The sequence below is a fragment of the Fervidobacterium changbaicum genome, from assembly GCF_004117075.1.
In the GTDB taxonomy this organism is placed as follows: Bacteria; Thermotogota; Thermotogae; order Thermotogales; family Fervidobacteriaceae; genus Fervidobacterium; species Fervidobacterium islandicum.
In genome coordinates, this window is sequence record NZ_CP026721.1 from 25,578 (window position 1) to 47,958 (window position 22,381).

Annotated in this window: 23 protein-coding genes and 1 pseudogene; 12 read left to right on the forward strand and 12 right to left on the reverse strand. The window is 40.1% G+C overall.

Translation table 11 applies throughout. The features are described 5' to 3' along the window. The first annotated feature begins 79 nt into the window (after nucleotides 1–79). From CBS1_RS00125 to CBS1_RS00135, 3 genes are all read left to right on the forward strand, one after another. Nucleotides 80–1,201 (forward strand): NAD(P)-dependent malic enzyme, encoded by a 1,122-nt coding sequence (locus CBS1_RS00125; protein WP_090222348.1) that lies wholly within the window; start codon nucleotides 80–82, stop codon nucleotides 1,199–1,201. A 20-nt stretch (nucleotides 1,202–1,221) separates the two neighbouring features. Continuing rightward, on the forward strand, nucleotides 1,222–1,650 hold the full coding sequence (locus CBS1_RS00130; protein WP_090222347.1) for a hypothetical protein: 429 nt from the start codon (nucleotides 1,222–1,224) through the stop codon (nucleotides 1,648–1,650). 62 nt (nucleotides 1,651–1,712) lie between these two features. Beyond that, entirely contained in the window at nucleotides 1,713–2,399 is a 687-nt protein-coding gene (locus tag CBS1_RS00135) for a DUF554 domain-containing protein (protein ID WP_033191163.1), read from the forward strand. Between the two features lie 47 nt (nucleotides 2,400–2,446). Here CBS1_RS00135 and CBS1_RS00140 read toward each other — a convergent pair whose 3' ends face one another. Together CBS1_RS00140 and CBS1_RS00145 are read right to left on the reverse strand one after the other, a co-directional pair. Further along, a complete protein-coding gene (locus CBS1_RS00140) occupies nucleotides 2,447–2,803 on the reverse strand; it encodes a class II SORL domain-containing protein (protein ID WP_033191164.1) in 357 nt (118 codons plus the stop codon). A 46-nt stretch (nucleotides 2,804–2,849) separates the two neighbouring features. Further along, entirely contained in the window at nucleotides 2,850–3,353 is a 504-nt protein-coding gene (locus CBS1_RS00145; protein WP_033191165.1) for a rubrerythrin family protein, read from the reverse strand. A 125-nt stretch (nucleotides 3,354–3,478) separates the two neighbouring features. Between CBS1_RS00145 and CBS1_RS10390 the strand changes: the two genes are divergently transcribed. Continuing rightward, nucleotides 3,479–4,429: a DDE-type integrase/transposase/recombinase gene (locus tag CBS1_RS10390; protein WP_014452073.1), complete on the forward strand. Its 951-nt coding sequence runs from the start codon at nucleotides 3,479–3,481 to the stop codon at nucleotides 4,427–4,429. A gap of 80 nt (nucleotides 4,430–4,509) precedes the next feature. Here CBS1_RS10390 and CBS1_RS00150 read toward each other — a convergent pair whose 3' ends face one another. Next, nucleotides 4,510–4,935: a Fur family transcriptional regulator gene (locus CBS1_RS00150; protein ID WP_033191166.1), complete on the reverse strand. Its 426-nt coding sequence runs from the start codon at nucleotides 4,933–4,935 to the stop codon at nucleotides 4,510–4,512. 223 nt (nucleotides 4,936–5,158) lie between these two features. On the opposite strand from CBS1_RS00150, the gene epsC reads away from it, so the two are divergent. The 5 genes from epsC to CBS1_RS00175 all read left to right on the forward strand — a co-directional run bounded on the left by epsC (nucleotide 5,159) and on the right by CBS1_RS00175 (nucleotide 8,656). Next, nucleotides 5,159–5,839: a serine O-acetyltransferase EpsC gene (gene epsC, locus CBS1_RS00155; RefSeq protein WP_407918643.1), complete on the forward strand. Its 681-nt coding sequence runs from the start codon at nucleotides 5,159–5,161 to the stop codon at nucleotides 5,837–5,839. After that, nucleotides 5,836–6,747, forward strand: coding sequence for a PLP-dependent cysteine synthase family protein (locus CBS1_RS00160; RefSeq protein WP_241685525.1), 912 nt, complete (start codon nucleotides 5,836–5,838; stop codon nucleotides 6,745–6,747). The genes epsC and CBS1_RS00160 overlap by 4 nt, the downstream gene beginning before the upstream one ends. 350 nt (nucleotides 6,748–7,097) lie before the next feature. Further along, a complete protein-coding gene (locus tag CBS1_RS00165) occupies nucleotides 7,098–7,364 on the forward strand; it encodes a stage V sporulation protein S (RefSeq protein ID WP_033191168.1) in 267 nt (88 codons plus the stop codon). 53 nt (nucleotides 7,365–7,417) lie between these two features. Next, nucleotides 7,418–7,669 carry a hypothetical protein gene (locus tag CBS1_RS00170; protein WP_033191169.1) on the forward strand — a complete coding sequence of 84 codons (252 nt, stop codon included), beginning with the start codon at nucleotides 7,418–7,420 and terminating at the stop codon, nucleotides 7,667–7,669. Nucleotides 7,670–7,738: 69 nt separating this feature from the next. Further along, nucleotides 7,739–8,656 (forward strand): DUF1385 domain-containing protein, encoded by a 918-nt coding sequence (locus CBS1_RS00175; RefSeq protein ID WP_090222344.1) that lies wholly within the window; start codon nucleotides 7,739–7,741, stop codon nucleotides 8,654–8,656. 228 nt (nucleotides 8,657–8,884) lie between these two features. Here the strand turns inward: CBS1_RS00175 and CBS1_RS10595 are convergent. From CBS1_RS10595 to CBS1_RS00220, 9 genes and pseudogenes are all read right to left on the reverse strand, one after another. Beyond that, nucleotides 8,885–9,283 (reverse strand): annotated as a pseudogene (locus tag CBS1_RS10595) (MraY family glycosyltransferase); the annotation flags it as partial. Nucleotides 9,284–9,477: 194 nt separating this feature from the next. Next, entirely contained in the window at nucleotides 9,478–10,407 is a 930-nt protein-coding gene (gene mraY, locus CBS1_RS00185; RefSeq protein WP_033191171.1) for a phospho-N-acetylmuramoyl-pentapeptide-transferase, read from the reverse strand. Between the two features lie 23 nt (nucleotides 10,408–10,430). After that, the gene (locus CBS1_RS00190; protein ID WP_033191172.1) at nucleotides 10,431–11,699 is read right to left on the reverse strand and encodes a UDP-N-acetylmuramoyl-tripeptide--D-alanyl-D-alanine ligase; all 1,269 of its coding nucleotides are present in this window, start codon (nucleotides 11,697–11,699) and stop codon (nucleotides 10,431–10,433) included. Between the two features lie 29 nt (nucleotides 11,700–11,728). Then, nucleotides 11,729–13,228, reverse strand: coding sequence for a UDP-N-acetylmuramoyl-L-alanyl-D-glutamate--2,6-diaminopimelate ligase (locus CBS1_RS00195; RefSeq protein WP_033191173.1), 1,500 nt, complete (start codon nucleotides 13,226–13,228; stop codon nucleotides 11,729–11,731). Between the two features lie 243 nt (nucleotides 13,229–13,471). Beyond that, nucleotides 13,472–14,899 carry a glycosyltransferase gene (locus CBS1_RS00200; protein ID WP_241685526.1) on the reverse strand — a complete coding sequence of 476 codons (1,428 nt, stop codon included), beginning with the start codon at nucleotides 14,897–14,899 and terminating at the stop codon, nucleotides 13,472–13,474. Nucleotides 14,900–14,909: 10 nt separating this feature from the next. Further along, nucleotides 14,910–15,875, reverse strand: coding sequence for a carbohydrate kinase family protein (locus CBS1_RS00205; protein WP_090222343.1), 966 nt, complete (start codon nucleotides 15,873–15,875; stop codon nucleotides 14,910–14,912). Between the two features lie 7 nt (nucleotides 15,876–15,882). After that, the gene (locus CBS1_RS00210; protein ID WP_033191175.1) at nucleotides 15,883–16,728 is read right to left on the reverse strand and encodes a carbohydrate ABC transporter permease; all 846 of its coding nucleotides are present in this window, start codon (nucleotides 16,726–16,728) and stop codon (nucleotides 15,883–15,885) included. A gap of 28 nt (nucleotides 16,729–16,756) precedes the next feature. Next, a complete protein-coding gene (locus tag CBS1_RS00215) occupies nucleotides 16,757–17,605 on the reverse strand; it encodes a carbohydrate ABC transporter permease (RefSeq protein ID WP_033192440.1) in 849 nt (282 codons plus the stop codon). Nucleotides 17,606–17,725: 120 nt separating this feature from the next. Continuing rightward, nucleotides 17,726–18,976, reverse strand: a complete 1,251-nt coding sequence (locus CBS1_RS00220; RefSeq protein WP_090222341.1) for an ABC transporter substrate-binding protein — start codon at nucleotides 18,974–18,976, stop codon at nucleotides 17,726–17,728. Nucleotides 18,977–19,279: 303 nt separating this feature from the next. On the opposite strand from CBS1_RS00220, the gene CBS1_RS00225 reads away from it, so the two are divergent. From CBS1_RS00225 to udk, 3 genes are all read left to right on the forward strand, one after another. Further along, on the forward strand, nucleotides 19,280–20,500 hold the full coding sequence (locus CBS1_RS00225) for a glycosyltransferase (protein ID WP_090222339.1): 1,221 nt from the start codon (nucleotides 19,280–19,282) through the stop codon (nucleotides 20,498–20,500). An 85-nt stretch (nucleotides 20,501–20,585) separates the two neighbouring features. After that, complete coding sequence (locus CBS1_RS00230; RefSeq protein WP_033191178.1) at nucleotides 20,586–21,701, forward strand: ROK family transcriptional regulator; 1,116 nt, start codon at nucleotides 20,586–20,588, stop codon at nucleotides 21,699–21,701. A gap of 16 nt (nucleotides 21,702–21,717) precedes the next feature. Beyond that, a complete protein-coding gene (gene udk / locus CBS1_RS00235) occupies nucleotides 21,718–22,323 on the forward strand; it encodes a uridine kinase (RefSeq protein ID WP_033191179.1) in 606 nt (201 codons plus the stop codon). Nucleotides 22,324–22,381 lie beyond the last annotated feature (58 nt).

Genomic DNA, 22,381 nt, shown 5'->3' on the forward strand with positions numbered 1-22,381 from the left:
CGTGGAAAAATTGTAAAATTAGGATAAAATATCCTATCAAGTGCTTTAATTTATAATCACTAAGCAGGGGGTGTCATCGATGGGACCGTTGGACATTCATAGATTGTTGCAAGGAAAGTACAAAATAACCGTGCCATTGGAAGTTACGGAAGAAAATCTCAAATACCTTTATACACCAGGAGTTGCAGAAGTTGCAATGGAGTGTGCAAGAGAGCCAAGTAATGCTTTCATATATACAAGGCGAAAACGCGTAATAGCAGTTGTAAGTGACGGGAGCGCAGTTCTTGGACTGGGAAACATTGGACCGTACGGAGCATTACCTGTCATGGAAGGAAAGGCGATGCTTTTTAAGGAATTTGGAAACTTGGATGCATTTCCGATATGTCTCGGTACTCAGAATACGGAAGAAATAATAAGCATTGTAAAAGCACTTGAACCTTCGTTTGGCGGGATAAATTTAGAAGACATTTCCGCACCAAGATGCTTCGAGATACTGAAACATTTGGATAGTGAAACTTCAATCCCCGTATTTCACGATGATCAACAAGGGACAGCTGTAGTTGTACTTGCGGGATTGCAAAATGCACTAAAATTGGCTGGTAAGAGAATATCCGATGTAAAGATAGTGGTGAATGGAATCGGTGCTGCAGGGTATAATATCACCAAACTACTTCTAGAATACGGTGCGAAGAACGTATATCCTTGTGACGTGTACGGATTACTGAATGAATCCACAGCTTTACACGAGTATCATCTAGAAATATCCAGGTTAACTAATCCAAAGAATATAAGTGCAACGCTCAAAGAGTGTTTAAAAGACGCAGATGTCTTTATTGGGGTTTCGAAAGGTAATCTACTGACAGGCGAGGATATTAAACAAATGGCAAAGAATCCCGTAATATTTGCCTTAGCAAATCCGACACCAGAGATAATGCCTGATACAGCTTATGAAAACGGTGCGTTCATTGTTGCAACAGGTAGATCTGATTTTCCAAATCAGGTGAATAATCTCCTTGCATTTCCAGGAATTATGCGAGCTGCGGTAGAAAAACAAAGAAAGATTACACATACCATACTCTTGAAAGCGGCTGAAATCATATCAAAAACTGTGGAGCCAAGCAGATACATGATACTCCCTAAAGCAACCGATAGAAGATTGCACGAAATGCTTTATAAGGGTCTAATCGAAATTTTTGATTAGTTGACATGGAGGTGGAAAAGATGACAACATCGATGGAAAGGAAAATTGCCAAAGGTTTTCTCATCTCAGTAATCTTCATACTCTTCATTTGTGGTCCCGTCTTCGCAAGTAGTGCTACGACAAAGCTATTTGTTTTCTTGAGTACAGATAACTTCGTGGGCGTGGAGTTGAGAGCATCGACGGATATGTATTCGCACCTTTACGCCAATATAGGTATAAATCAGCTTACTTTTGGACTGAGATTGTCCTCTAAACAATTGCAGGGTCTGTACATTTCTCCGGGTTTTTATATGAAATACGCTTCCCCATTATTTGTTAACTTTTCTGTGGGGTATACATTCAAAGTTTCTGGTGCTGAAAATCTATTATTTTTGTTAGAAGCTGGTGGTAAAAAGTTGTTTGATAAACCTGAGAGTTTTATAAACTTTGCTGTTTATTTGCCGTTCTGACGGAGATCACTTAGTGGAACGTCATTCTCCACATATTTATTAACCTACGAAAGGGGGATACTATGAGAAATCTGTCGTACCTTCTTCCTGCGATTGTTAACTCGGTCGCTGTGGTTTTTGGAAGTTCAATAGGTTTCCTTTTCAGAAAAGGAATATCCGAAAGATTTCGAAGGGTACTTTTTGCTGCCGTAGGGCTTTCTACAATCGGTATAGGTTTAAAGATGATTCTTGGAGCTAATAACTTTCTTATTGTGTTGTTTTCAATGGTTGTTGGTGGTGTGATTGGAGAGTTTTTTGATTTGGAAGGAAAACTGAAAGCCATTGGTGACAACATCAAGGAAGGGGACTTCTCAACAGGGTTTGTAACGTCATCTCTGCTTTTTCTTGTTGGACCTATGACCATTGTAGGTTCAATAACGGCAGGATTAAATGGGGATGGAAATATCATATACACCAAATCGTTGCTCGATTTTATTTCATCAATAGTGCTCTCTTCAACTTACGGTTTAGGGGTTATGCTTTCGGCATTGAGCGTTTTGGTCATACAAGGCGGTATTACTCTCTTTGCTAGTTTACTCACGTTCTTAACATCGCCTGTTTACTTGAATGACTTGGTTGCCGTCGGTGGATTAATGGTTTTTGGGATTGGCTTGAGAATATTGGAAATAAAGGATCCGAAAGTTGGAAATTACCTACCTGCACTTTTGGTTTCACCTGTGCTCACCTTTCTTACAAGCTTCTTAAAATAACACAAAAAGGCCCCCGAGTCGGGGGCCTTTGTGATAAAGAAATAATTTTATTCTTCTACAACAACGTCAGCTGAACCTTCCCAAAGACCATGGATGTTACAATATGAGAGAGCTATAAGTTTTGAAGTCTTTTCAAGTTTTATTTTTACCTTCACAAAAGGTTCCTCAAGTGTAGGTGAAAAGTCGTAGCGTCCTATTCTAAGGATGTACGGTGCACCTTCCGGCATAGCGTAGAGTTCGATCCATGCAATATGGTGTTCCACTGTGTTTGGATGCGGAATCTCTTTTCCAACAGATACTTCTACCTCAAACCACTCACCCTTTTTAACTTTTTCCGGAGCGCAAATAACTGGAACGTGCTTTTCTCCTTTAAAATCACCAGATTTTACAAAATCACCTATCATTTTCTCCCTCCTCTCTCAGTCTCTTAAGCTTCCGTAAGCAAGAAAATTAGAATTCAACAAAGGCGGACTTAGGAGCTCCGCACACAGGACATTTTTCAGGTGCTTCATCTTCCGTCGTATAACCGCAGACTGAACAGATGTAAATCTTCTCAGCCTCGTAATCTTTTCCTTCATTCACAAGATTAAGCGCCTTCTTATACATTTCTGCGTGAATCTTTTCCGCTTCAAGAGCGTAGTGAGTACTGATTTGAGCTTCCTTTTCCCCCTGCAGTTTAGCTGTTTCGTTGTAAACGGGATACATTTCTTCTACCTCGAACGTTTCACCGGCTATACAAGATTGAATATTTGCTGGATTATCCCCCAACTTCTTGAGCGCCTTAAAGTGGTTTCTTGCGTGCACAAACTCTGCATAAGCAATAGCCTTAAAAAGGTTTGCTAATTTCTTTAAACCGGACTTCTCAGCCTCATCGGCAAAGATCAAATACTTCATGTGTGCCATAGACTCGCCTGCAAAAGCATCTTCCAAGAACTTTTTCGTCATATCCCTCATGTTCACACCTCCCCTTGAAATTTAGATACTGTTAACTAAAAGTATTGAAACTTTCCAAAAACCGCATTATCCTTATAAAGAGGGGACACCCCCCAACCAACTCTCGACAAAGGAGGTATCCCGATATGAACAACTCAACGCTCTCTTGTCCAAAATGCGGTTCCACCAGCTTATACAAAAACGGTCATGACAAATACGGTAACCAACAATTCCTTTGCAAACTCTGCCATCATTCTTTCAAACTCTCCCATTCTCACAAACGCAAAAACTTCTCTTTCCCTTATCCCAAATGCACTTCTTGTGGTAAATCTATGCAAATTTACAAAGTCCGTCGCTCTTTCGTTGTCTTCCGTTGTAGAGCTTGTCGTACCAAAGATAGAGTACCTTTTAACCTCCCCGAACCAGTCACCCTTATTCCTGAGAAATTTAAATATTTCCGCTTCCCTATCTTTTTCGTCTTAAAGGCTTTCGTTTTGTATATGAAACACAATATGTCTTATCGCTCTCTTGCTCATTCTCTTAATATCAAAGTATCTCATGTCACCATATACAAATGGGTTATTAAATTGTGTACTTTATTCTCTGTACTTTTTCCAACATTTACCATCGAAAATGTTTTCTCAGTTCATGCTGATGAAACTGTTCTTGTTTTCAAAGAACAAAAGTACTATGTTTGGCTATTAGTTGATCACGAAACTAACTTAATTCTTTGTTGGCATGTCTCAAAGTATCGTGATATGGGACAAGTCAAAGTATTGCTCGAGAAGTTCTTTGGTAATTCAAAACCTAGAAACATTGAACTTATTACTGATGGACTTGGTGCATATGAAAGTGCAGTAAAGCTGTTGTTCAGAAATATCAATCACGTAGTGGTACCGCTCGGTAAAAACAATCAATGTGAATCCAAGTTTTCATTGTTGAAAGACTTTTTCCGACTCAAGCGAGGGCTGAAGAATACGAAGAATTTAGCGAAATATATTCAAGGATTTTGTGTAGTGAAGAATCTTTGGAAAACGCACAATGGTAATATCAATCTCATTCTTTCACACTTACACTCTTTCATCACTACAAGTTAACACTATCGAAATTTAGTATAGCAGCTCCCTTTTTTCATATTAAGGAGAAAGGGAGCTGCCACTCGCTCTTATTCATTGCATTAATGACCCAAACAGTTCTTACAAATACCGACCAAAGTAAGCTGGACATTGTGCACTTCGTGCCCATCGATATTCGAAATGTTGGGCAGTTCAACGTTAAGCTCAATATCGTATATTTTCTTACACTTTGTGCAATAAAAGTGGTGATGATTTTCTCTAACAAAGTCGTACCTGATGGCATCAGGAGTGATAATAACCTTAACTAAACCAGCATCTGCTAAGGCTCTAAGAGTATTGTAAACAGTCGCCCTTGAAAGAACTGATAATTTCTGCTCTCTTACAAAATGCTCGTAAATTTCGTCCGCGGACGGATGTGAATACGTATTACGGAGATACTCTAGGATCTCCACTCTGTGAACCGTTGGTTTTACTCCCTTTTCTTTCAACAATTCGCGTATTTCGCTTCTCGTATCAATCTGTACCATTCAGCCGCCTCCCGTTATCGGTATAAAATTTTACAAAGTCCAAGTTTATTTTACCACGAATATGAAACGATTTCAAGTAAGCTTTTCTGTTATACTTTTGTGAATTTTCTAAGACACTTGCGACTTAATTCTGTATTTGACAATTCTAATCGATTGTGGTACACTGAAATTAGTCTTACCTAAGTAAGTGACTTCATATGTATAAGGAGTGATGATGAATGGGGTGCGTTTTTTGGAAAATCTTAGAAGGCTTTTCAAAGAGTTAAGAAACATGTATAGAGCAATTAAACTGGATAAAGAATACCTCAAGCGCTTAGATCCTTCTTTTGAAGTTTCTTATCAGTACCGTTTTCATGCTGGATTCAGGTCGCTAAAACTTTACAGACTCTCGCATGCCTTTTACGTATCTGGTTTTAAATTCATAGCCTATTTTATATACCACATTAACCGCGTGTTGTACACCGTTGATATTCATCCGGCAGCTGTTTTGGAACCGGGTGTTGTGATAGACCACGGTGCGGGTGTTGTCGTTGGCTCCACGGCTATAGTTGGTAGTGGCACAGTGCTATACCACGGCGTTACACTCGGTGCAAAGTACATAACCAAAGGCAAACGGCATCCAACTGTTGGAAAGAACGTGATCATAGGAGCGGGAGCAAAAGTGCTTGGCCCTGTGAACATCGGTGATAATGCAAAAATTGGTGCAAACAGCGTTGTTATTTCCGATATCCCCGATAATGCCACTGCCGTAGGTATTCCAGCGCGAATAGTGAATAAAAATTATCGCGATGATGAGAAACTAAGTGTCTCTTTTTCTTCGTATACTGATAAAAAAGAAAAATCTGAAAGGTCTGATGACCTTTGTCCAGAAGAATTAGTAAATTTGGAGGTTGCTAAGCAATGAATACGTCTTCTCTTAACCAGACAATCTCTAAAAATATAACCGCAATTCGGAATGTAATGATTGGACAGACACCTCTTGTGTACCTTGAAAAATACTCAGTGTACGCTAAGCTTGAAAGGAATAATCCAACTGGAAGCATTAAAGATAGGCCTGTGTATTTTATGGTATTAAGGGCCTTACAGGACGGATTGATAAATTCTGATACTGTTATCGTCGAACCGACAAGCGGTAATACGGGAATTGCACTTGCTTGGATCGGTGCAAAGCTCGGGATAAAAGTGATAATTACCATGCCTGAAACTGTTTCCATCGAGCGTCGCCAGCTTTTGACAAGTTTGGGAGCGGACGTTGTGTTAACTGAAGATATGACGAAGGCTATTGAAAAAGCCAGAGAAATCGTTTCCTCCAAATCTGCTTTTATGCCAAACCAGTTCGAGAACCCGGAAAACGTTAAAGCTCACTTTTTAACCACGGGGCCAGAGTTACTAACTCAAATGAATTATCAACTGGATGCGTTTGTTGCAGGAATCGGAACTGGTGGAACGATAACAGGTGTTGGAAAATTTCTCAAAAGTTTTCGTTCTGATATCAAAATCATCGGAGTGGAACCGAAACAATCACCTGTTGTAAGTGGTGGAACAGCTAGAAAACACAAGATACAGGGAATTGGTGCGGGTTTTGTACCGAAAATATTGGACATCGGAATCATCGATGAAATAGTTCAAATAGATGACCAGGAAGCTATCGAATGGGCAACTAGGTTATGGAAAGAAGGTATATTCGCAGGTATCTCGGCCGCAGCTAATTTGATTGCAAGTGTACTGGTTAGAAAGAAGTATAATTTAGAACGCGTCGCGACGGTGTTTCCAGACGATGGTTCTAAGTACATTTCTGTTTTACCGGGTTAATAAGCTGAGCAGATGGTCTGTGTAAAAAACAAACGTGTGCACGCCCGTGGCGTGCACACAACAGTATAGAGACAGCTCCCACCTATCCCCAGTACCCCCATTACTGCTCATAGTATATCACTTCAGCACGTACCATGTCAAATTTTCCACGATTGTTGTTTCCAAAATTTTCTTCTTTGGCTTAAATAAATAACTTTGACAACTTTCACTGTTTTCTATGTTGTTCTGCTCCAAACCCAGGCGTTTGCAAAAAGAATTTGCCTTTTTGATAATTTTATGATAAAATAGAGCCAAACCAATTAACATATGATACTAGCTTTAATCTCTACAGAACAAGGAGGATAGGCATTATGGAGATTTTGAAGGTCAGTTCAAAGTCAAGTCCAAACAAAGTTGCGGGTGCTATTGTCGGCTCACTCAAGAAGAACGAGAAGGTTGAGATTCAAGCTATCGGTGCGGGTGCAGTTAACCAAGCATCTAAGTCTTTGGCTGTTGCAAGAAGGTTTTTGGAGCAAGAAGGCTTGGATTTGTACGTAGTTCCAGCATTTATTGAAATTCAAATCGGTAACGAAACACGAACAGGTATATCTTTTAAAGTTTATCTCCAAAAAAAGTGAACTCTAAGGTTCTAATTGGAACCGAAAGACTGTAATGGAAGATGGAGGAACGCTTGGAAGAGCTCAAGGCTATCGCAAGTGCTTGTATAACAGATAACAGAATCTATGAAATAGTTTATACAATCTCACGGATGTCAGAAGGAGATTTGCAGAACTTTCGTAGCAAGGTTGTCGGTTATTTCATGGCAAGAAATTCACCGGAAGATATGGAGGCGTACAAGTTTTACAAAATCATATTGGAAGATGAAAATGCCAAGAAAGTTCTTGAACTGTACGAGGAAATCAAAAACAGAAAAGGACAATAAGCTCTTTTGAAAATAGGTGCCGTTCAGGCACCTTTTTTAAACACATCACAAATGAAAGAGGTGACAACATTGAAAGTCGGTGGTCAGGCAGTAATTGATGGTGTCTTGATGATGGGAAAAAAGGTAGTAGTAGCTGTTAGAACCCGGTCAGGTGAGATCGAAATTCGTGAGCTTGGTTATCCAAATGTTCGTGGGAAATGGGCGAAAATACCATTCCTGAGAGGTTTTGTAAGCCTTTATTATTCGCTTTATTTTGGTATGAAAGCTTTGAATTTAAGTGCTGAGATATCTTCTGATGAAAAGATGAAAAAGGGTGAAGGCTTCTTTTCGATCCTTTTTGCCATTTTACTGGCAGTTGGATTGTTTGTAGTTCTTCCCGCTTACATAACAAAGTGGTTAGGGTTTAAGGATAACGAGTTTTTGTTTTCGCTAGTCGATGGTTTGATTAGATTGGGGTTTTTCTTGGCCTATGTATTCTTTATTTCACTATTCGAAGATGTCAAAACTGTCTTTAGATATCATGGTGCAGAGCATAAAGCTGTCCATACATATGAGAACGGCGAAGAATTAACGGTCGAAAATGCGAGGAAATATTCAACGATACACCCAAGGTGCGGAACGAATTTCGTCATGATATTTTTAATCATCGCAATTCTAGTGCATAGTCTCTACGGACTTTTTGGAGTTACGATGCTTGGTCGAATCATCTTCAGAATCGTTGCAATACCCGTAGTTGCAGGCATTTCTTACGAACTCTTGAGGCTCTTTGACAAATATCCGCGAACGAGGTTTTTGGCGGTTCCCGGAATGATTTTGCAAAAACTTACGACCGCCGAGCCTGACGACTCACAACTCGAGGTTGCCCTCGTCTCCCTTAGACACGCCATTGGAGTTAATGAACCTGTTGTTTCTGATGAACCAAAGCTGGAAAAAGAAAATCAAAAAGCTGATACCGAGGTATATGAACAACCCGAATTTCTTGGTTGATAGTAAAACAAAACCTAATGTCAGTGAGTAAGCGATGATTAAAAAGAACACATCTCCAAAAAGCAACGTTCCTATGTGATGTAGATGGAATCTATCAGGTTTGAATGGGTTCTTCCCCAAAACCAGCCTCCTCAGAAATGAGGAGGCTATTTCATACATCGGGTAACCAAAGAACACAATCGCTTTTGTAAGATCTCTTGTGGTATTCTGGTGTGAAATAAGTAAATAGGCAATCAGAAATGCACCGGAATCACCCATAAACAGTCGATCGAATATGTTGAAAAAAAGCAGAACAAAAAGGACAGGAAGATACACAAAATCAAGCTTGAAAGCGAAATAAATTATAGCGACCCCGACGAGAAGTCCGTTGATGCCATCGATAAGGTTAAAAGCATTCAAGAGTGCAACGAATAAAAGAAAAGTAAGCAAGTTATCAAGACCAAAGTTGTTTGTAAATATAAAATGAGACGTGCTCACAAAAAGAAGACCTGCGATGGATTGTAAAACCAATTTTGTGTAATAAGGCAGCTCTATCAAATCATCGATTAAACCTATTCCAAACACTATGTATAACGCTAGTTCTCTTTTTAGATCCGAAAACCCATAACTTGACTTCAAATAAATCACAAACGCAAAAAGAACCAGACCACCAACAAGTGGAACTGGTTTTGAATGTTCTTTCCTCTCCGATGGATGGTCAAGCAAGATGTTAAATCTCTTGCACAAGATAGAAAGAAATACACTTAAGACTATACTAATAGTAAACCCAGCCAAATATTGGTTCAAGTGAAGAGCCTCCGTTATCAACCATTTCTACATTTCTAAAATTTCAGAACAAAAGAAAGATAGGTGATGGCAATTGCGAGATTCCACGCGCTGAAGACACCGACTATCTTTTCTTCAGTCCAACCAAGCAGTTCAAAATGATGATGGATAGGTGCCATCTTGAATATCCTTTTTCCCCTGATTTTATAGGAACCGACTTGTAGAATCACACTAATCGTTTCGAGCAAGAATATACTGGTGAAAAAGATAAGAGGAAGTTCATTGCTTGTTATCAGTGCGTACGTTGCTATGTAGGCGCCCAGAGCTAATGAGCCCGTGTCACCCATAAATACCTTTGCTGGTCTTGTGTTGTATACGAGAAATGCAAGCAGGGGCATAACCAGAATCAACAATGAAATTGCCTGATTGTAATTTCTTACCAGCATTAGGAAAGGAGTCGCACTTGTTATGAACACCCATCCGGCGAGTCCATCGAGCCCGTCTGTGAGATTGGTTGCGTTGGAGTATCCGGAAATCAAGAACATTGTGAATATGTAGAAGAACCATTTTGGAACCGAAAAACCAAACACTGTACTCTCGCGGTATTGGAGCACCGTGTAAGCCACCCATATCGAAAATAACATCTGCAATGCGAGTTTTTGCCAAGCTCTCAGTCCAAGAGAGCGTTTTTTCGCTATACTAACAAAGTCATCCAAAAATCCAATAAAGCCGTAGAACAGCATCGTTAACAAAAGTTCTTTTTTTACACCAAGCACAATACCTGCAACCAGTGCTATCGCTAAAAATACAATGCCTCCAGCCGTAGGAGTCCCTTCTTTGTAATTATGCAAGTCTGGACCTTCTTGTCTGATGTACTGTCCAAGTCTTAGTTTTTTCATGTAATTAATATAGCGAGGAAAAACGAAAAGGCCTATTAGGAATTCGGCTATCAGAACTATTCCGGAAAATAAATTCGATGTCTGCATCTAGCTTTCCTCCTCAAACTTTTTTATTTGTTTGAATTTTCGAGAAGTTCATTTACAATCTTATCCAGTTCGACTGCTCGTGATGCCTTGAAATACAGCGTACCTGAAAATTCGGAGGTGAGTATTTTTTTCTTAAGGAACTCTACGATTTCCTCTTGCTTATCACTTCTGAAAATAAGATTTGACGGAGTGATATCTTTTGATTCCTCTTCTTTATCGTACACAACAACACCGTCAACTTCTTCAAGTAAATTTGAAAGCATTTCGTGGTAGTGCTTTGAGTACTCACCGAGTTCTTTCATTGCTCCAACAACTGCGTAGGCAGGCCTTGGAAAATGTTCTTTAACTTCCTCTATCCCATGCTTAAAGGATTCGTAACTGGCGTTGTAAGTGTCGTCGATTATGTAAGCTTTGCCACAGGTATGTATGTTGAAACGTCCTTTTAACGGTTTAAAACTCAAAAGTCTTATTGGGTTAAATAAAATATCAAGCATATCAGCAACTGCAAAGGCAACAAGCACAGAAGTCGCCATGGCTTTTGTCCAGAAACCAGGCAGGGAATAATAAAATTCTCCTTCAATCGTTTCGAAAGTCAATAATGTGCTCCGTCCATCAAAAGTTCTTTCCTTTAGAACATAATCGCCACCTTTTGTACCAAAGTATTTACAGTTTCCACATCTCATTCTTTCATCATCAAAATTAACCAAAGCTTGCTTTGAATTCTCAACAATCTGCCATTTGCCTTTGAAGATCTCATTCACGCTTCCCGTAACGCCCACATGTGCACTTCCCACATTTAGGAGAACTCCTATGTTGGGAGGGAATAGCTTGCAAAGGTATTCAATGTCACCAACGTTTCTTTGAGCCATTTCTAAAACAACGATCTGTTCTCCACGGTAGGAATTAATTATCGAAAGCGGCAGTCCAATTTCTGAATTGAGGTTTCCTTCATTTTTAAAGGTCCGAATTTCAGCACTGAGCACCTCAGCAACAATCTCTTTTGTCGTCGTCTTACCATTAGATCCCGTTATACCAACAATTTTTGGATTGAATTTTTCCAATATCTTGCTTGCGTACATACCGAGGAAACCAACTGTGCTCGGAACGATCAATTGATTTGGCAATCCTAAGTCACGTTCTACAACAACTGCAAATGCTCCCGCTTGCAGGGCTTGCTTAACAAAATCGTGCCCATCAACTCGATTGCCTTTTATAGCGACAAACACATCACCTGGCTTTACTTCTCTGGAATCTGTAACAAATCGATGACCAACGAGATCCGTAAGTTCCATTTTGTTCTCTCACACTCCATTAAACTTGTCTATTTATCCAGGTCTCTTATATGATTCTTGTTGATCTTCGAAAGAATTATATCCAAAGCGACATCTCTGTCTTTGAAAGGAACTTTTAATGTCTCTGTGAATATTTGATAAGGTTCATGACCTCTACCTGTGATAACTACAACATCTCCGCGTGTTGCCAAAGTTATAGCTGTGTCTATTGCTTCACGCCTATCAAGAACAGTGAGTGAAAGTGAATTGGGTTGAACCCCTTTTTCAACGTCTTTTATAATCGCCTCCGGGTCCTCACCGCGAGGATCGTCTGTTGTAAGTATTGCAATATCAGCAAGTTTTGTTACGACTTCAGCCATCATCGGCCTTTTCCCTTTATCAGCTTGTCCTCCGGCACCGTAAACAACGATAATCCTTCCTTTTGCCAACTTCCTTGCAGCAAGTATTACCTTTTCAAGCGCATCGGGAGAATGAGCAAAATCTATAATCACTTCAATTCCCAGTTTCCTTGCTTCAGGTATTGGTTCGAATCGTCCGTCCACACCTCTAAATGTGCTAACGTAGCTGATAATCTCGTCCGGCTCGTATCCTAACTCGAATAATCCTGCAACAACTAAAGTAACATTGAACGCATTGTAGTCACCTATCATTTGCGTGTAAACTTTCTTCGTACCATAAGGAGAGGTTAACGTAAAGGTTGTTCCATTCCATGTGGTTGATATATCTGAAATCTTGTAAATCGCGCTGTCACTCGTACCGAATGTTATGAGCCTTGGTACTTTTTTACTGACCAAAAGTGGCGCGTAATCCTCGTGAACCACAGCTATTCCGTCCTTTTTGAGCAAATCGAACAGGTGAAGCTTTGAGTTTACGTAGTGTTCGAAAGTCGGATGGTAATCTAAGTGATCCCTGGTTATATTTGTAAGGCCTGCTATATCAAATCTGATAGTTTCAACTCGTGCTTGATGAAGCGAATGGGAGGAAACTTCCATAGAATAATAGCTTCCACCCTTCTTAACAGTTTTAGACATGTTTTCCATAATTGTTAGTGCATCAGGGGTAGTATTGTGTATGTAGAACTTATCACCCACTATATCGTTTATGACCGTTCCTGATAAGCTTCCTGTAAGGCCAAGTTGCTGCATTATATGGTGGAAGAGATGAGCACACGTGGTTTTGCCATTCGTGCCAGTCACTCCGAAGGTTATCAGTTTGTTGTATGGATGTTCGTAGAATTCTGCAGCGAGGAAGGCTTCAGCAAGTCTGCTGTCGTAAACTTGAACATAAGGGAGGTTACTGTTAATCTCTCTTTCAGTGACGAACGCAATAACTCCATTTTCTCTGTAAAGGGTCTCGACTATGGTATGTGAGTCAAAATTGGTTCCCTTTCTACAAATAAACAATGAACCGGGAGTAGCTTTCTTTGAATTGTTGTAAACTCCGGTGATTTCCTTTTCTCTTAGTTCTTCAGGTATGTTGTCAAAAACGATAAACTTTTGGATGGCTTCTAAAAGATGCTTTAGTTTCAAAATAATCCACCCCTTTTACTAGCGCAAGTTTAGGTCAGCTGTTAAAATTATATCACCGCTATAGAATTATTCAACTGCCGACCAGTTCGGAGTCCTTCAAGAGGACGGGACCTTAGCACTTCTCAAACCATTTTCTAATGGTTTTGAATTTTTGTTGCAATTCTTAGATCTTTGATTTAAACAAAAAGTCCCTCAGACTATCTGAGGGACTCAAAAGTGAGAAATTTCGCACTTTTTATCTTTCTAAAGTTTAGCAATCAAGTCGTAGAATTTCTTAAGGTCTTTCTCATCTACGCTCCTTATCCCATGTGATTCAGAGAGTTCCCTTTGAATATTTTCCAAATATCCCAATGCTGTGTTCTTCCAGCTATATCTTTGTGCAAGTTCTATGGATCTTCTGGAATCAAACTTCTCCAAAGCTACCAGTAATTTCACAGCAATATCTTTGGTATCGGTCGGATCTATTAATAATCCTTCGCCATTTGAAAATATCTCAGCTGGCCCTCCGTTTTTCGTAACGACAATTTTCAAACCACATGCAGCTGCTTCAACAACCGCAAGTCCAAATGGTTCATAAAGCGCTGGCAAGACAAATACAGAACCTCTTGCAGCTGATACACGGTATAAACTGGCCAGATGTTTCTGATCCGATATATTAGCAAAGAATACACTCTTTCCTATTTCCTTTCCGGCTTCTTCGATGATCTCTTGCAAAATTAAAGCATCTTCTGATCTTTCTCTACTTACATACTCTAAGACATCGTTAACGCCACGTACGACAATAAGTAGGTTAGCCTTTTCTTTCAAATCTTCGTTTTGCAAGAAAGCTCTAACTACAGCAATGTGGTTCTTTTTTCTGTCCAATCTACTGGACATTATTATAAACGGTAATCTGTGCCTTTTTACAGGAGACTTTGAAAGTAATCGTTCGATGTAGTCGCTTATTTGTTTATCTTCAGGCTTTGGTTCCTGGTTGAAGATTTTATGGTTTATTCCGGGAGGGATAACTTTGAATTTGTCAATGTATGGATCCGCTTCATATAATTTGTGTGAATATTGCTCATATCGTTCCTGATTTGTACTACAAACTATAAAAGAAGCGTATTTTATAGCAAGATTTTCTGCAGCAAGCCGTACGGAGAACTTGTATTTCTTTTCGGCCGCCTCTTGAGACATCCCAGATTCCAAAAGCTTTTCAAGCTTCCATGCCCCAAGTGAATGTGCCGTAAATGAAAATGGTATTCCCGTTTTCTCAAGGAACATTACTCCTGAAATACCACCATCTGCATAGTGGGTTGTCACAAAATCTGGAAATCTGCCTTCTGACTTGTAAAATTCGTAGATCTTCTCAACATAGTCAGGAAGATACTTCCAGAGCTCTTCTTTTGGTAAAAACTTCTGCCCTCCAAACGGTATTCGAACAATACGAACATTTGGTGCTTCAGGATAATAATCGTAGCTTTCCGCAAACTCCGGCCAATCTTTATCAATTATCTGCCTTGTAATAATGTCGACTTCTATCCCCAGCTCGCTCATCGCCTTTGCAAGCTCTTTGACATAAACTAGCTGCCCTCCAAAATCTGGGTGCTCGGTTAGATGACTATCGTTCTTATCAAAATTTCCCTGCGGATTAAAGAATGCTATTTTTTTCACCAAATACCTTTCGCTCAAGGTCTCACCTCTATCTTTTTCCAATTTGCTTTTCAATTTCTCCTTTTAACGCACTTATATCGACATCTGCACCAACAAACTGTACGATGTAACCGGCAACCATCGCACCTATCTTACAAGCCTCGATAAAATCGTACTTGTTGATTAGCCCGTAGTACATACCGGCCCAAAATCCATCACCAGCTCCGGTTGCATCGACGACTCTCTCGGCTACAGCCGGTATATGGGTTACTGACTTGCTTTCATCAAAAACGGATGCAAAAGCTCCATCTCTACCAGCTGTCAAAACCACGTATTTGGCACCACATTTGTGAAATTGCTCTACATAATATTTGACCACATTCTCAGTGAATTCGTTCGATTCTCTCGATTCGTTTGACGGTGTTCCAAGAATCGCCATTGCATCGTCGAGAGAAGGTTTTAAGTACGTTGTGTATCTCAAAAGTTCAAACACTCTATCGCGTTCTATTTTTGAGCACTCAAACAACTTGTCTCGGCAATTTGGGTCAAAAGAGATAGAAATTCCTCTTTCTACAGCCTTTCTAACTACTTTCATTGTCATCTCGTATAGGTCTTTGTGAGTTAATGTCCAACAACTTACATGAACAATACTAATTCCATCCAAAATCTTGTCTATTTCATCTTCGCTCAACCTAAGAAACCTATCTGCTCCTCGAATTACAAAAAAATCAGGACTTTCCACAGTCTTCTGAACAAAGACAAGAGTTGTTCCATATTTGTTGTCTATCTGAACTGAAGAAATATCTACCTTCGCCTGTTCTAATTTTTTCACAATCCTATTACCGATGGGATCGTTTCCCACACGCGATACAATTTTAGTTGGAACACCAAGTTGGGAAGCAAACCTTGCGATATTTCCCGGTGAACCCCCCACTTTTAAAGTGAAATGTTCTGCACTGGTAAAATCTTCCTGGGTTATCAAATCGGCTAAAAGTTCTCCAAAAAAAAGTATCATGCCAGATTCATCCTTTCACGGCACCTGCACTTAGTCCTGATATTATTCTGTTTTGGAATATCAAAACCAGCGCTACCAACGGTACTGTAACAATGACGGCGGCGGCCATCAGCTGACCCCAAGGTTGTTCATATTGAGTCCTTCCAGCGAACAAAGCTATGGCAACAGGAACTGTGTAATATTGCGGTTTCTGCATAAATGTAAAAGCAAAAAGGAACTCGTTCCATGCGGTTATGAATGTTAAGAGTCCTGTGGCAACAAGACCTGGAGCAGACATAGGAAAAACGATTTGGAAAAGTGTCCTCAAACGAGAGCAACCGTCAATAGCGGCTGCTTCTTCTATCTCCTTTGGAAGATCTCTGAAAAAGTTTTGCAATATCCAAGTGGTGAGCGGCAACGTGATAGCAACGTACGGAAGGATCAATCCTTGGTAAGTGTTTATCATCCCAAGCTTTCGAAGTATTACAAAAAGCGAACCTAAGATAGAAATCTGAGGAAACATGCTGACGGAAAGAATAAGGGCCATGACAAATGCTTTACCTTTCATGTGCAGTCGTGCTATTGCATAGCCTGCAAAGGAGCCAAATATAAGTGTTGTAAGCGTAGTTATACCGGAAACCACTATACTGTTCCAGATGTTTACATGAAACGGCCTCTCCAAGAAAACTTTTACGTAATTTGAAAGCGTTGGATTCCTTGGCCAAAATGTTGGATTCGGATCAAAGAGCTCTATGTTAGGCTTTAAGGAAGAAATAATAGCCCAATAGAACGGAAAAATGCACCAAAGCAAAATGAATATAACAGCTATAGTTAACGTTACTTTGTAAATTAATCTCTTCGTTTTTGTAGACATAGCAATCACCTCTTGCCTTTCAGGTCTTTCAGTCTAGTTTTAACTTCAGCGATTTTATGTAGATTATTGCAAATATAGAAATCAACAAGAAGATAACCACGGATAGGGCAGAACCGTAACCAAACCATGCTCCCGTGAATGCTCTATCCATCAGCAAGACTCGGTTGTAAACTGCCAGTGTTTCTGTGCCTACGCTTCCTCGAGTCATTATGAATACAACATCAAACACTCTTAAAGCATCCAGCGTTCTAAAGATTAGCGCTACAGCTATCGTTGAACTCAGCATAGGTAAAGTAATTCTTGTAAATCTCTGGAATAAATTTGCGCCATCTATTCTTGCGGCCTCATACAACTCTTCTGGAATCAACTGCAAACCTGCAAGTATGAGTAAGGCCATAAAAGGTGTGGTCTTCCATACGTCCACTGCGATAATTGCCCAAAGTGCGGTATCAGGCGAGCCAAGAATTGGGAATCCAGGCTCTACGATGTGTAACGTTTCTAAGAGTTTTGTCATAATTCCTCCCTGGTCGTTGAACATCCATTTCCACATCTGCGATGATATTGCTGTAGGTATAGCCCAAGGAATGAGCATAGCAGCCCTCACAGCTCCTCTGAATTTGAAAGGCTGGTTTACAATAACAGCAATCAAAAGGCCAAGAACAGTTTCAAGTGCGACTGATACGACAGTAAATATTATCGTTGTTTTCAGCGCTGCAAGAAAACGTTCGTCATGAAAAAGCTCTATGTAATTTACGAAACCTACGAATTTTCTTTCAATGTCTGGCCTAAGTCCAAATTCAAAGAAGCTATCGTAAAACGTTTTAAAAAGAGGAAAGAACGCAATGACAGAGATTACCAAAAGTGCAGGTAAAACCATCCACCATGCCACAACTGTCTCTCTTGTTTTTGCTCTCAAAAGCTCCACCTCCGTGTTCTTAAAAAACCGGGGGATGAACCCCCGGTATTGATACTCGTGGTTTTACTTGGTTTTACCATTTCACTTTCCGAGCACTTTATTCAATTCTTTTGCCATATCTTCGATTGCCTTCTGTGGTGTTGTCTGTCTCGTCAAGGCTGCATGAACGTATTTCTGGATAACGTCGGAGATTTCACTGTACTTTGCTGTTCTTGGCCTTGGAACTGCGTTAACAAACATTCCATACAATTCAAACATGAATGGAGCCGCCTTTTTCAGGGCCGGGTCTTTATAAACATCCATCATTGTTGGGTTTTGACCAGCGTTAACTGCTTTGTAAAGCTGCTGGTCATAGCTTGTTAAGAACTTGATAAGCTTCTTAGCTGCTTCTTTCTCTTCTGGTGTTGCATTCTTGTTGATACCAAGCATCCATCCACCAAGTGTTGCCGCAGACTTTCCTGCTGGACCTGCTGGAAGTGGTGCAACTCCAACCTTACCAGCAACTTTCGATTCCTTTGGATCGTTCAAAAGTGCCCAAGCGTATGGCCAGTTCCTCATGAAGACAGCTTGACCGTTTTGGAATGTTCTCCTTGCTTCTTCTTCCATGTACGTTGTTACCGCTTGTGGCGAAATCTTGTGTGTGTAAATGAGATCAACCATGAATTGAAGAGCTTTTACAGCAGCTGGGCTGTTAATGACAACATTTCCTGCATCATCAAGAACGTCTCCACCAAACGAAACGAGATATTCCATAAAGTCACATACCAAACCTTCGTACCTTGCGCCCTGCCATACAAAACCGTACATGTTCTTTTCCTTTGCTGTTATTGTTTTTGCCATATTCACAAGTTCATCCCATGTTTTTGGTGGGTTCTTGAAACCGTATTTTTCAAGCAAGTCTTTTCTGTAATAAAGAATTCCAGCATCTGTGAACCATGGGATAGCAACTATTTTTCCTCCAACAGTTGCTGCCTTAACTGTACCTGGAAGGAACTTTGAAAGTTCAAAATAGTCTTTATCAGCTGTTAAGTCTTCAAGGTACGGCGCGAATTCCGCTGGCCAAATAACATCAAGCATCAAGACTGTCGGCTCTTTTTCACCAGAAGCCAAGTACGTAACATAAAGGTCATGTCTTTCCGTTGATGAGTTCGGCATCGGCATGACTGAGACTTTGATGTTTGGATTCTGTTTCATAAAAACATCAAGTTGAGCATAAAGAACTTCAAGTTCTTTACCGACTGCACCCGCCGTCATTGTTATGGTAACCCTCGAAGCAGAAAACGCTACCACCGCAAGTGTTAATAACAGAACCGCTAATAAGAACCTTCTCATACTGCCACCTCCCGTTGAGTAGTGTGGATATCTTCGAAATTCAAATGTAGTATAGCACAGCCACTGTGAAATCGTGAAATATGTCAATCACGAATAATGAAGTGTATTATATAGCTAGGTAAAGCTTTTGTAATGTAGTTTTATTTATTGAACGTTTATAACTGTTTTTTGACACTTTTTAGCTTAGCATGGTAGCAAGAGCGTGTAGTACAATATGTTTAGTATAATGTTCGAAATTTGAAGTTAGTATGGAAAAATATAATAGTATTCCAAAGCCAGAAACCTTAAAAGGAGGCGTTGCGTATGACTGTGGAACTACCTGTTAAGAAGCTTTCCGATTACAGTGTGTTTTCTAAGGAAGACGTGGAAGCCATATTCGAACTTGGAAAAGAGTTGAAGGGACTTAAGGTTGTACATGTGAACGCTACTGCTTATGGTGGCGGTGTTGCTGAACTGCTTATGACCATCGTCCCGCTGATGCGAGATGCTGGTTTAGATGCCTCTTGGGAAGTACTCGAGGCGCCTATGGAATTCTTCAACGTTACAAAGAAGCTCCACAACACGCTTCAAGGTGCAGATATAGAAATATCCGAAGAAGAGTGGGAACTATTTGAAAGAGTAAACGAGCAGAATGCAAGACTGCTCAATCTCGATGCTGATGTTGTAATAATTCACGATCCACAACCAGCTTACATACCATACTACAGGCCTGATTCAAACACAAAGTATATTTGGAGATGCCATATAGATACAAGCACTCCTAATCTCAAAGTGTGGGACCGCTTGACTTCGAAAATGACAAAATATCAAAAGGCGCTCTTCCACATCCTGGAATACGTGAGGCCGCCATTCGATAAGATAGCTGTTGAATTTCCCCCAAGTATAGATCCTCTTAGCCCAAAGAACAGAGAGCTGTTGGAAGAGGAGTTAAAAATCATAGCTGAGCGTTTCAAAATAAATACTTCAAAACCACTTATAACTGTTGTTGCCAGATTTGATCCATGGAAGGACTTGTTCTCCGCCATCGATGTTTATCGTAAAGTGAAGGAAAGGCATGATGTTCAACTCGCGATAGTTTCAGCAATGGCAAAGGATGACCCAGAAGGATGGATATTCTTTGAAGACGTTCTACGATACGCTGGTGTAGATGAAGATATCCTCTTCCTAACGGATCTCAAAGGAGTTGGGCATTTAGAAGTCAACGCTATCCAACGATTGTCTACATTGGGATTGCACACTGCAACAAGAGAAGGATTCGGACTTGTAATAAGCGAAATGATGTGGAAGGAACATCCTGTTGTTGCAAGACCTGTTGGTGGCGTTAAGATACAGATTGATGATGGAGTCAACGGCTATTTGAGAACAAGTGTCGAGGAACTCTCAGATGCTATTTGTGACCTTTTGGAAAACAAGGAGAAACTTAGCGAATTTGGAAAACGCGCTAAAGAAAAGGTAAGAAGGACATATTTGTCAACAGCGCATGTAAGAAGATATTTGGAAGTTATAAAATCTGTTGTTAAATGAAATTTGTGCTGTATAATAATACCTCGGAGAAGAAAGAGTACGAACTCGAGTTATCCACATCCAACTTTGAACTGGGGGTAGGGAGTTGAAAAACGAAGCAAAAATACTACTCCATATTCTTAGAGAAAAGAAGATAAGAAGGAAAGAATTAGAAAAGATTGTCGGTGTAAATCCTTCGACAATGACGTATCTTCTCGATAAGTTAAAAGACTACATTGAGATTGAGGAGGATTCCTCTACAATGGGGAAGCCTCCTCAACTCGTTTCTATTTCGAAAGAAGCATGGCATATACTGGCTGTGAGCGTTGGAAGGGAACGTATTAGGGCGGTTGTTTACAACGGTAAAGGCGAAGAACTGGAAAGTACTGAGTACAAGGTTAGAGGCGAGTTCCTAAACAACGAAGGTATAAACGAACTGCTAAGAAAAACATTGGAAAAGTTTTACGATTACGATAGCCTTGGAATTGCGTTTTCAGGAACCGTTGTCGATGATAAGGTGTACTCAAAAATTCTCAAACTCGAGCGATATGACCCTGTGAAATCTTTAAAGCTTAAAGCACTGGGGATTCCGTATGTAATTCTGTCTGATGTTGAAGCAATCGCTGCGTATGAGTCAAAAACCACTGGAAAGGAACGTGTTTTTGTCTTGAATTACGGAACAGGCATTGGTGCTTGTTACTATGAGTATCACGCACTTTTTAGCAAAGACGAGTTTAAGAATATACCGTTAGGACACATTTATTTCGATGGTAGCGAAAAATGTTATTGTGGAGCTCGTGGATGTCTAGAAACGGTTGCGTCTGACTATGTTGCTTTTAAGAAATACACAAAGAGTTCGGTATCGTTTGTTGAATTCATTACGCATGAAGAGAAATATTTGAACGATTTGAAGATAATAAGGAATTTACATAAAGCAGACGAAGGTAGGGCAAAGGAAATTTATGCTGAGATCATAGATAGACTCGCATACGTGCTTGGAAACTTATCACTAATCTTGGGAGTTAACAATGTCGCTATTTATGGCGAGGGAAGTTCCGAATGGTTAGCTCATCAACTGGAAATAAAGGCAAAAAGTTTATCTCCAAATTTCAACCTCTCTGTCAGATATGGCCATGTACAGGATGCTGTTGAAAGGGGCGTCTCTTTGGAGGCAGCTGTGAATTACGTAAAAAAGAGTTTTTCAAAATCGCGAAAGTTATAGTCAGGAGGCGTTGGAAATGTACATAATACTCATTGGAGGGGGAACTGGATCAGGAAAGACAACTGTGGCAAAACGTATCATGGAACGTCTGGGGACTAACAAATGCGTTATGCTTCCCATGGATAATTATTACAGGGACATGTCTCATGTAACTTTAGAAGAAAGAAGGAAATACAACTACGACCATCCAGATATGATCGAACACACACTGATTGTCAAACACGTCAAGGAGCTTTTAACAGGTAAAACAATAGATTTACCAGATTATGATTTTGCACTGTACACAAGGGTAGAAAGTTCTACGAAAATTGAACCAAAACCTATCCTGTTGATTGAAGGCATCTTCGCTCTCTACTACGACGAGCTGAGAGCACTAGCCGACCTGAAAATATATGTCGACACCGAGGGAGATGAAAGATTCATACGAAGGTTGCAAAGAGATATTTTTGAACGTGGGAGAACTATTGAATCTGTCATTGATCAGTATTTGAACACTGTTAAGCCTATGCACGACGCGTACGTCGAACCTACGAAAAAACATGCAGATATTATTATCCCACGTGGTGGATACAACGAAAAAGCCATCGAAGTCGTTGTCGAATACGTTCAAAATTTGATATAGTTTTTATAAACAGGAATTAAGAACGCCCATCGACTTTTAAGAAGATGGGCGTTTTGTG

Coding starts and splice junctions, on each gene's coding strand:
- CBS1_RS00125 (WP_090222348.1), top strand. CDS start 80: ATGGGACCGTTGGACATTCATAGATTGTTGCAAGGAAAGTACAAAATA.
- CBS1_RS00130 (WP_090222347.1), top strand. CDS start 1,222: ATGACAACATCGATGGAAAGGAAAATTGCCAAAGGTTTTCTCATCTCA.
- CBS1_RS00135 (WP_033191163.1), top strand. CDS start 1,713: ATGAGAAATCTGTCGTACCTTCTTCCTGCGATTGTTAACTCGGTCGCT.
- CBS1_RS00140 (WP_033191164.1), bottom strand. CDS start 2,803: ATGATAGGTGATTTTGTAAAATCTGGTGATTTTAAAGGAGAAAAGCAC.
- CBS1_RS00145 (WP_033191165.1), bottom strand. CDS start 3,353: ATGAGGGATATGACGAAAAAGTTCTTGGAAGATGCTTTTGCAGGCGAG.
- CBS1_RS10390 (WP_014452073.1), top strand. CDS start 3,479: ATGAACAACTCAACGCTCTCTTGTCCAAAATGCGGTTCCACCAGCTTA.
- CBS1_RS00150 (WP_033191166.1), bottom strand. CDS start 4,935: ATGGTACAGATTGATACGAGAAGCGAAATACGCGAATTGTTGAAAGAA.
- CBS1_RS00160 (WP_241685525.1), top strand. CDS start 5,836: ATGAATACGTCTTCTCTTAACCAGACAATCTCTAAAAATATAACCGCA.
- CBS1_RS00165 (WP_033191168.1), top strand. CDS start 7,098: ATGGAGATTTTGAAGGTCAGTTCAAAGTCAAGTCCAAACAAAGTTGCG.
- mraY (WP_033191171.1), bottom strand. CDS start 10,407: ATGCAGACATCGAATTTATTTTCCGGAATAGTTCTGATAGCCGAATTC.
- CBS1_RS00190 (WP_033191172.1), bottom strand. CDS start 11,699: ATGGAACTTACGGATCTCGTTGGTCATCGATTTGTTACAGATTCCAGA.
- CBS1_RS00205 (WP_090222343.1), bottom strand. CDS start 15,875: ATGATACTTTTTTTTGGAGAACTTTTAGCCGATTTGATAACCCAGGAA.
- CBS1_RS00210 (WP_033191175.1), bottom strand. CDS start 16,728: ATGTCTACAAAAACGAAGAGATTAATTTACAAAGTAACGTTAACTATA.
- CBS1_RS00215 (WP_033192440.1), bottom strand. CDS start 17,605: ATGGTTTTACCTGCACTTTTGGTAATCTCTGTCATTGCGTTCTTTCCT.
- CBS1_RS00220 (WP_090222341.1), bottom strand. CDS start 18,976: ATGAGAAGGTTCTTATTAGCGGTTCTGTTATTAACACTTGCGGTGGTA.
- CBS1_RS00225 (WP_090222339.1), top strand. CDS start 19,280: ATGACTGTGGAACTACCTGTTAAGAAGCTTTCCGATTACAGTGTGTTT.
- udk (WP_033191179.1), top strand. CDS start 21,718: ATGTACATAATACTCATTGGAGGGGGAACTGGATCAGGAAAGACAACT.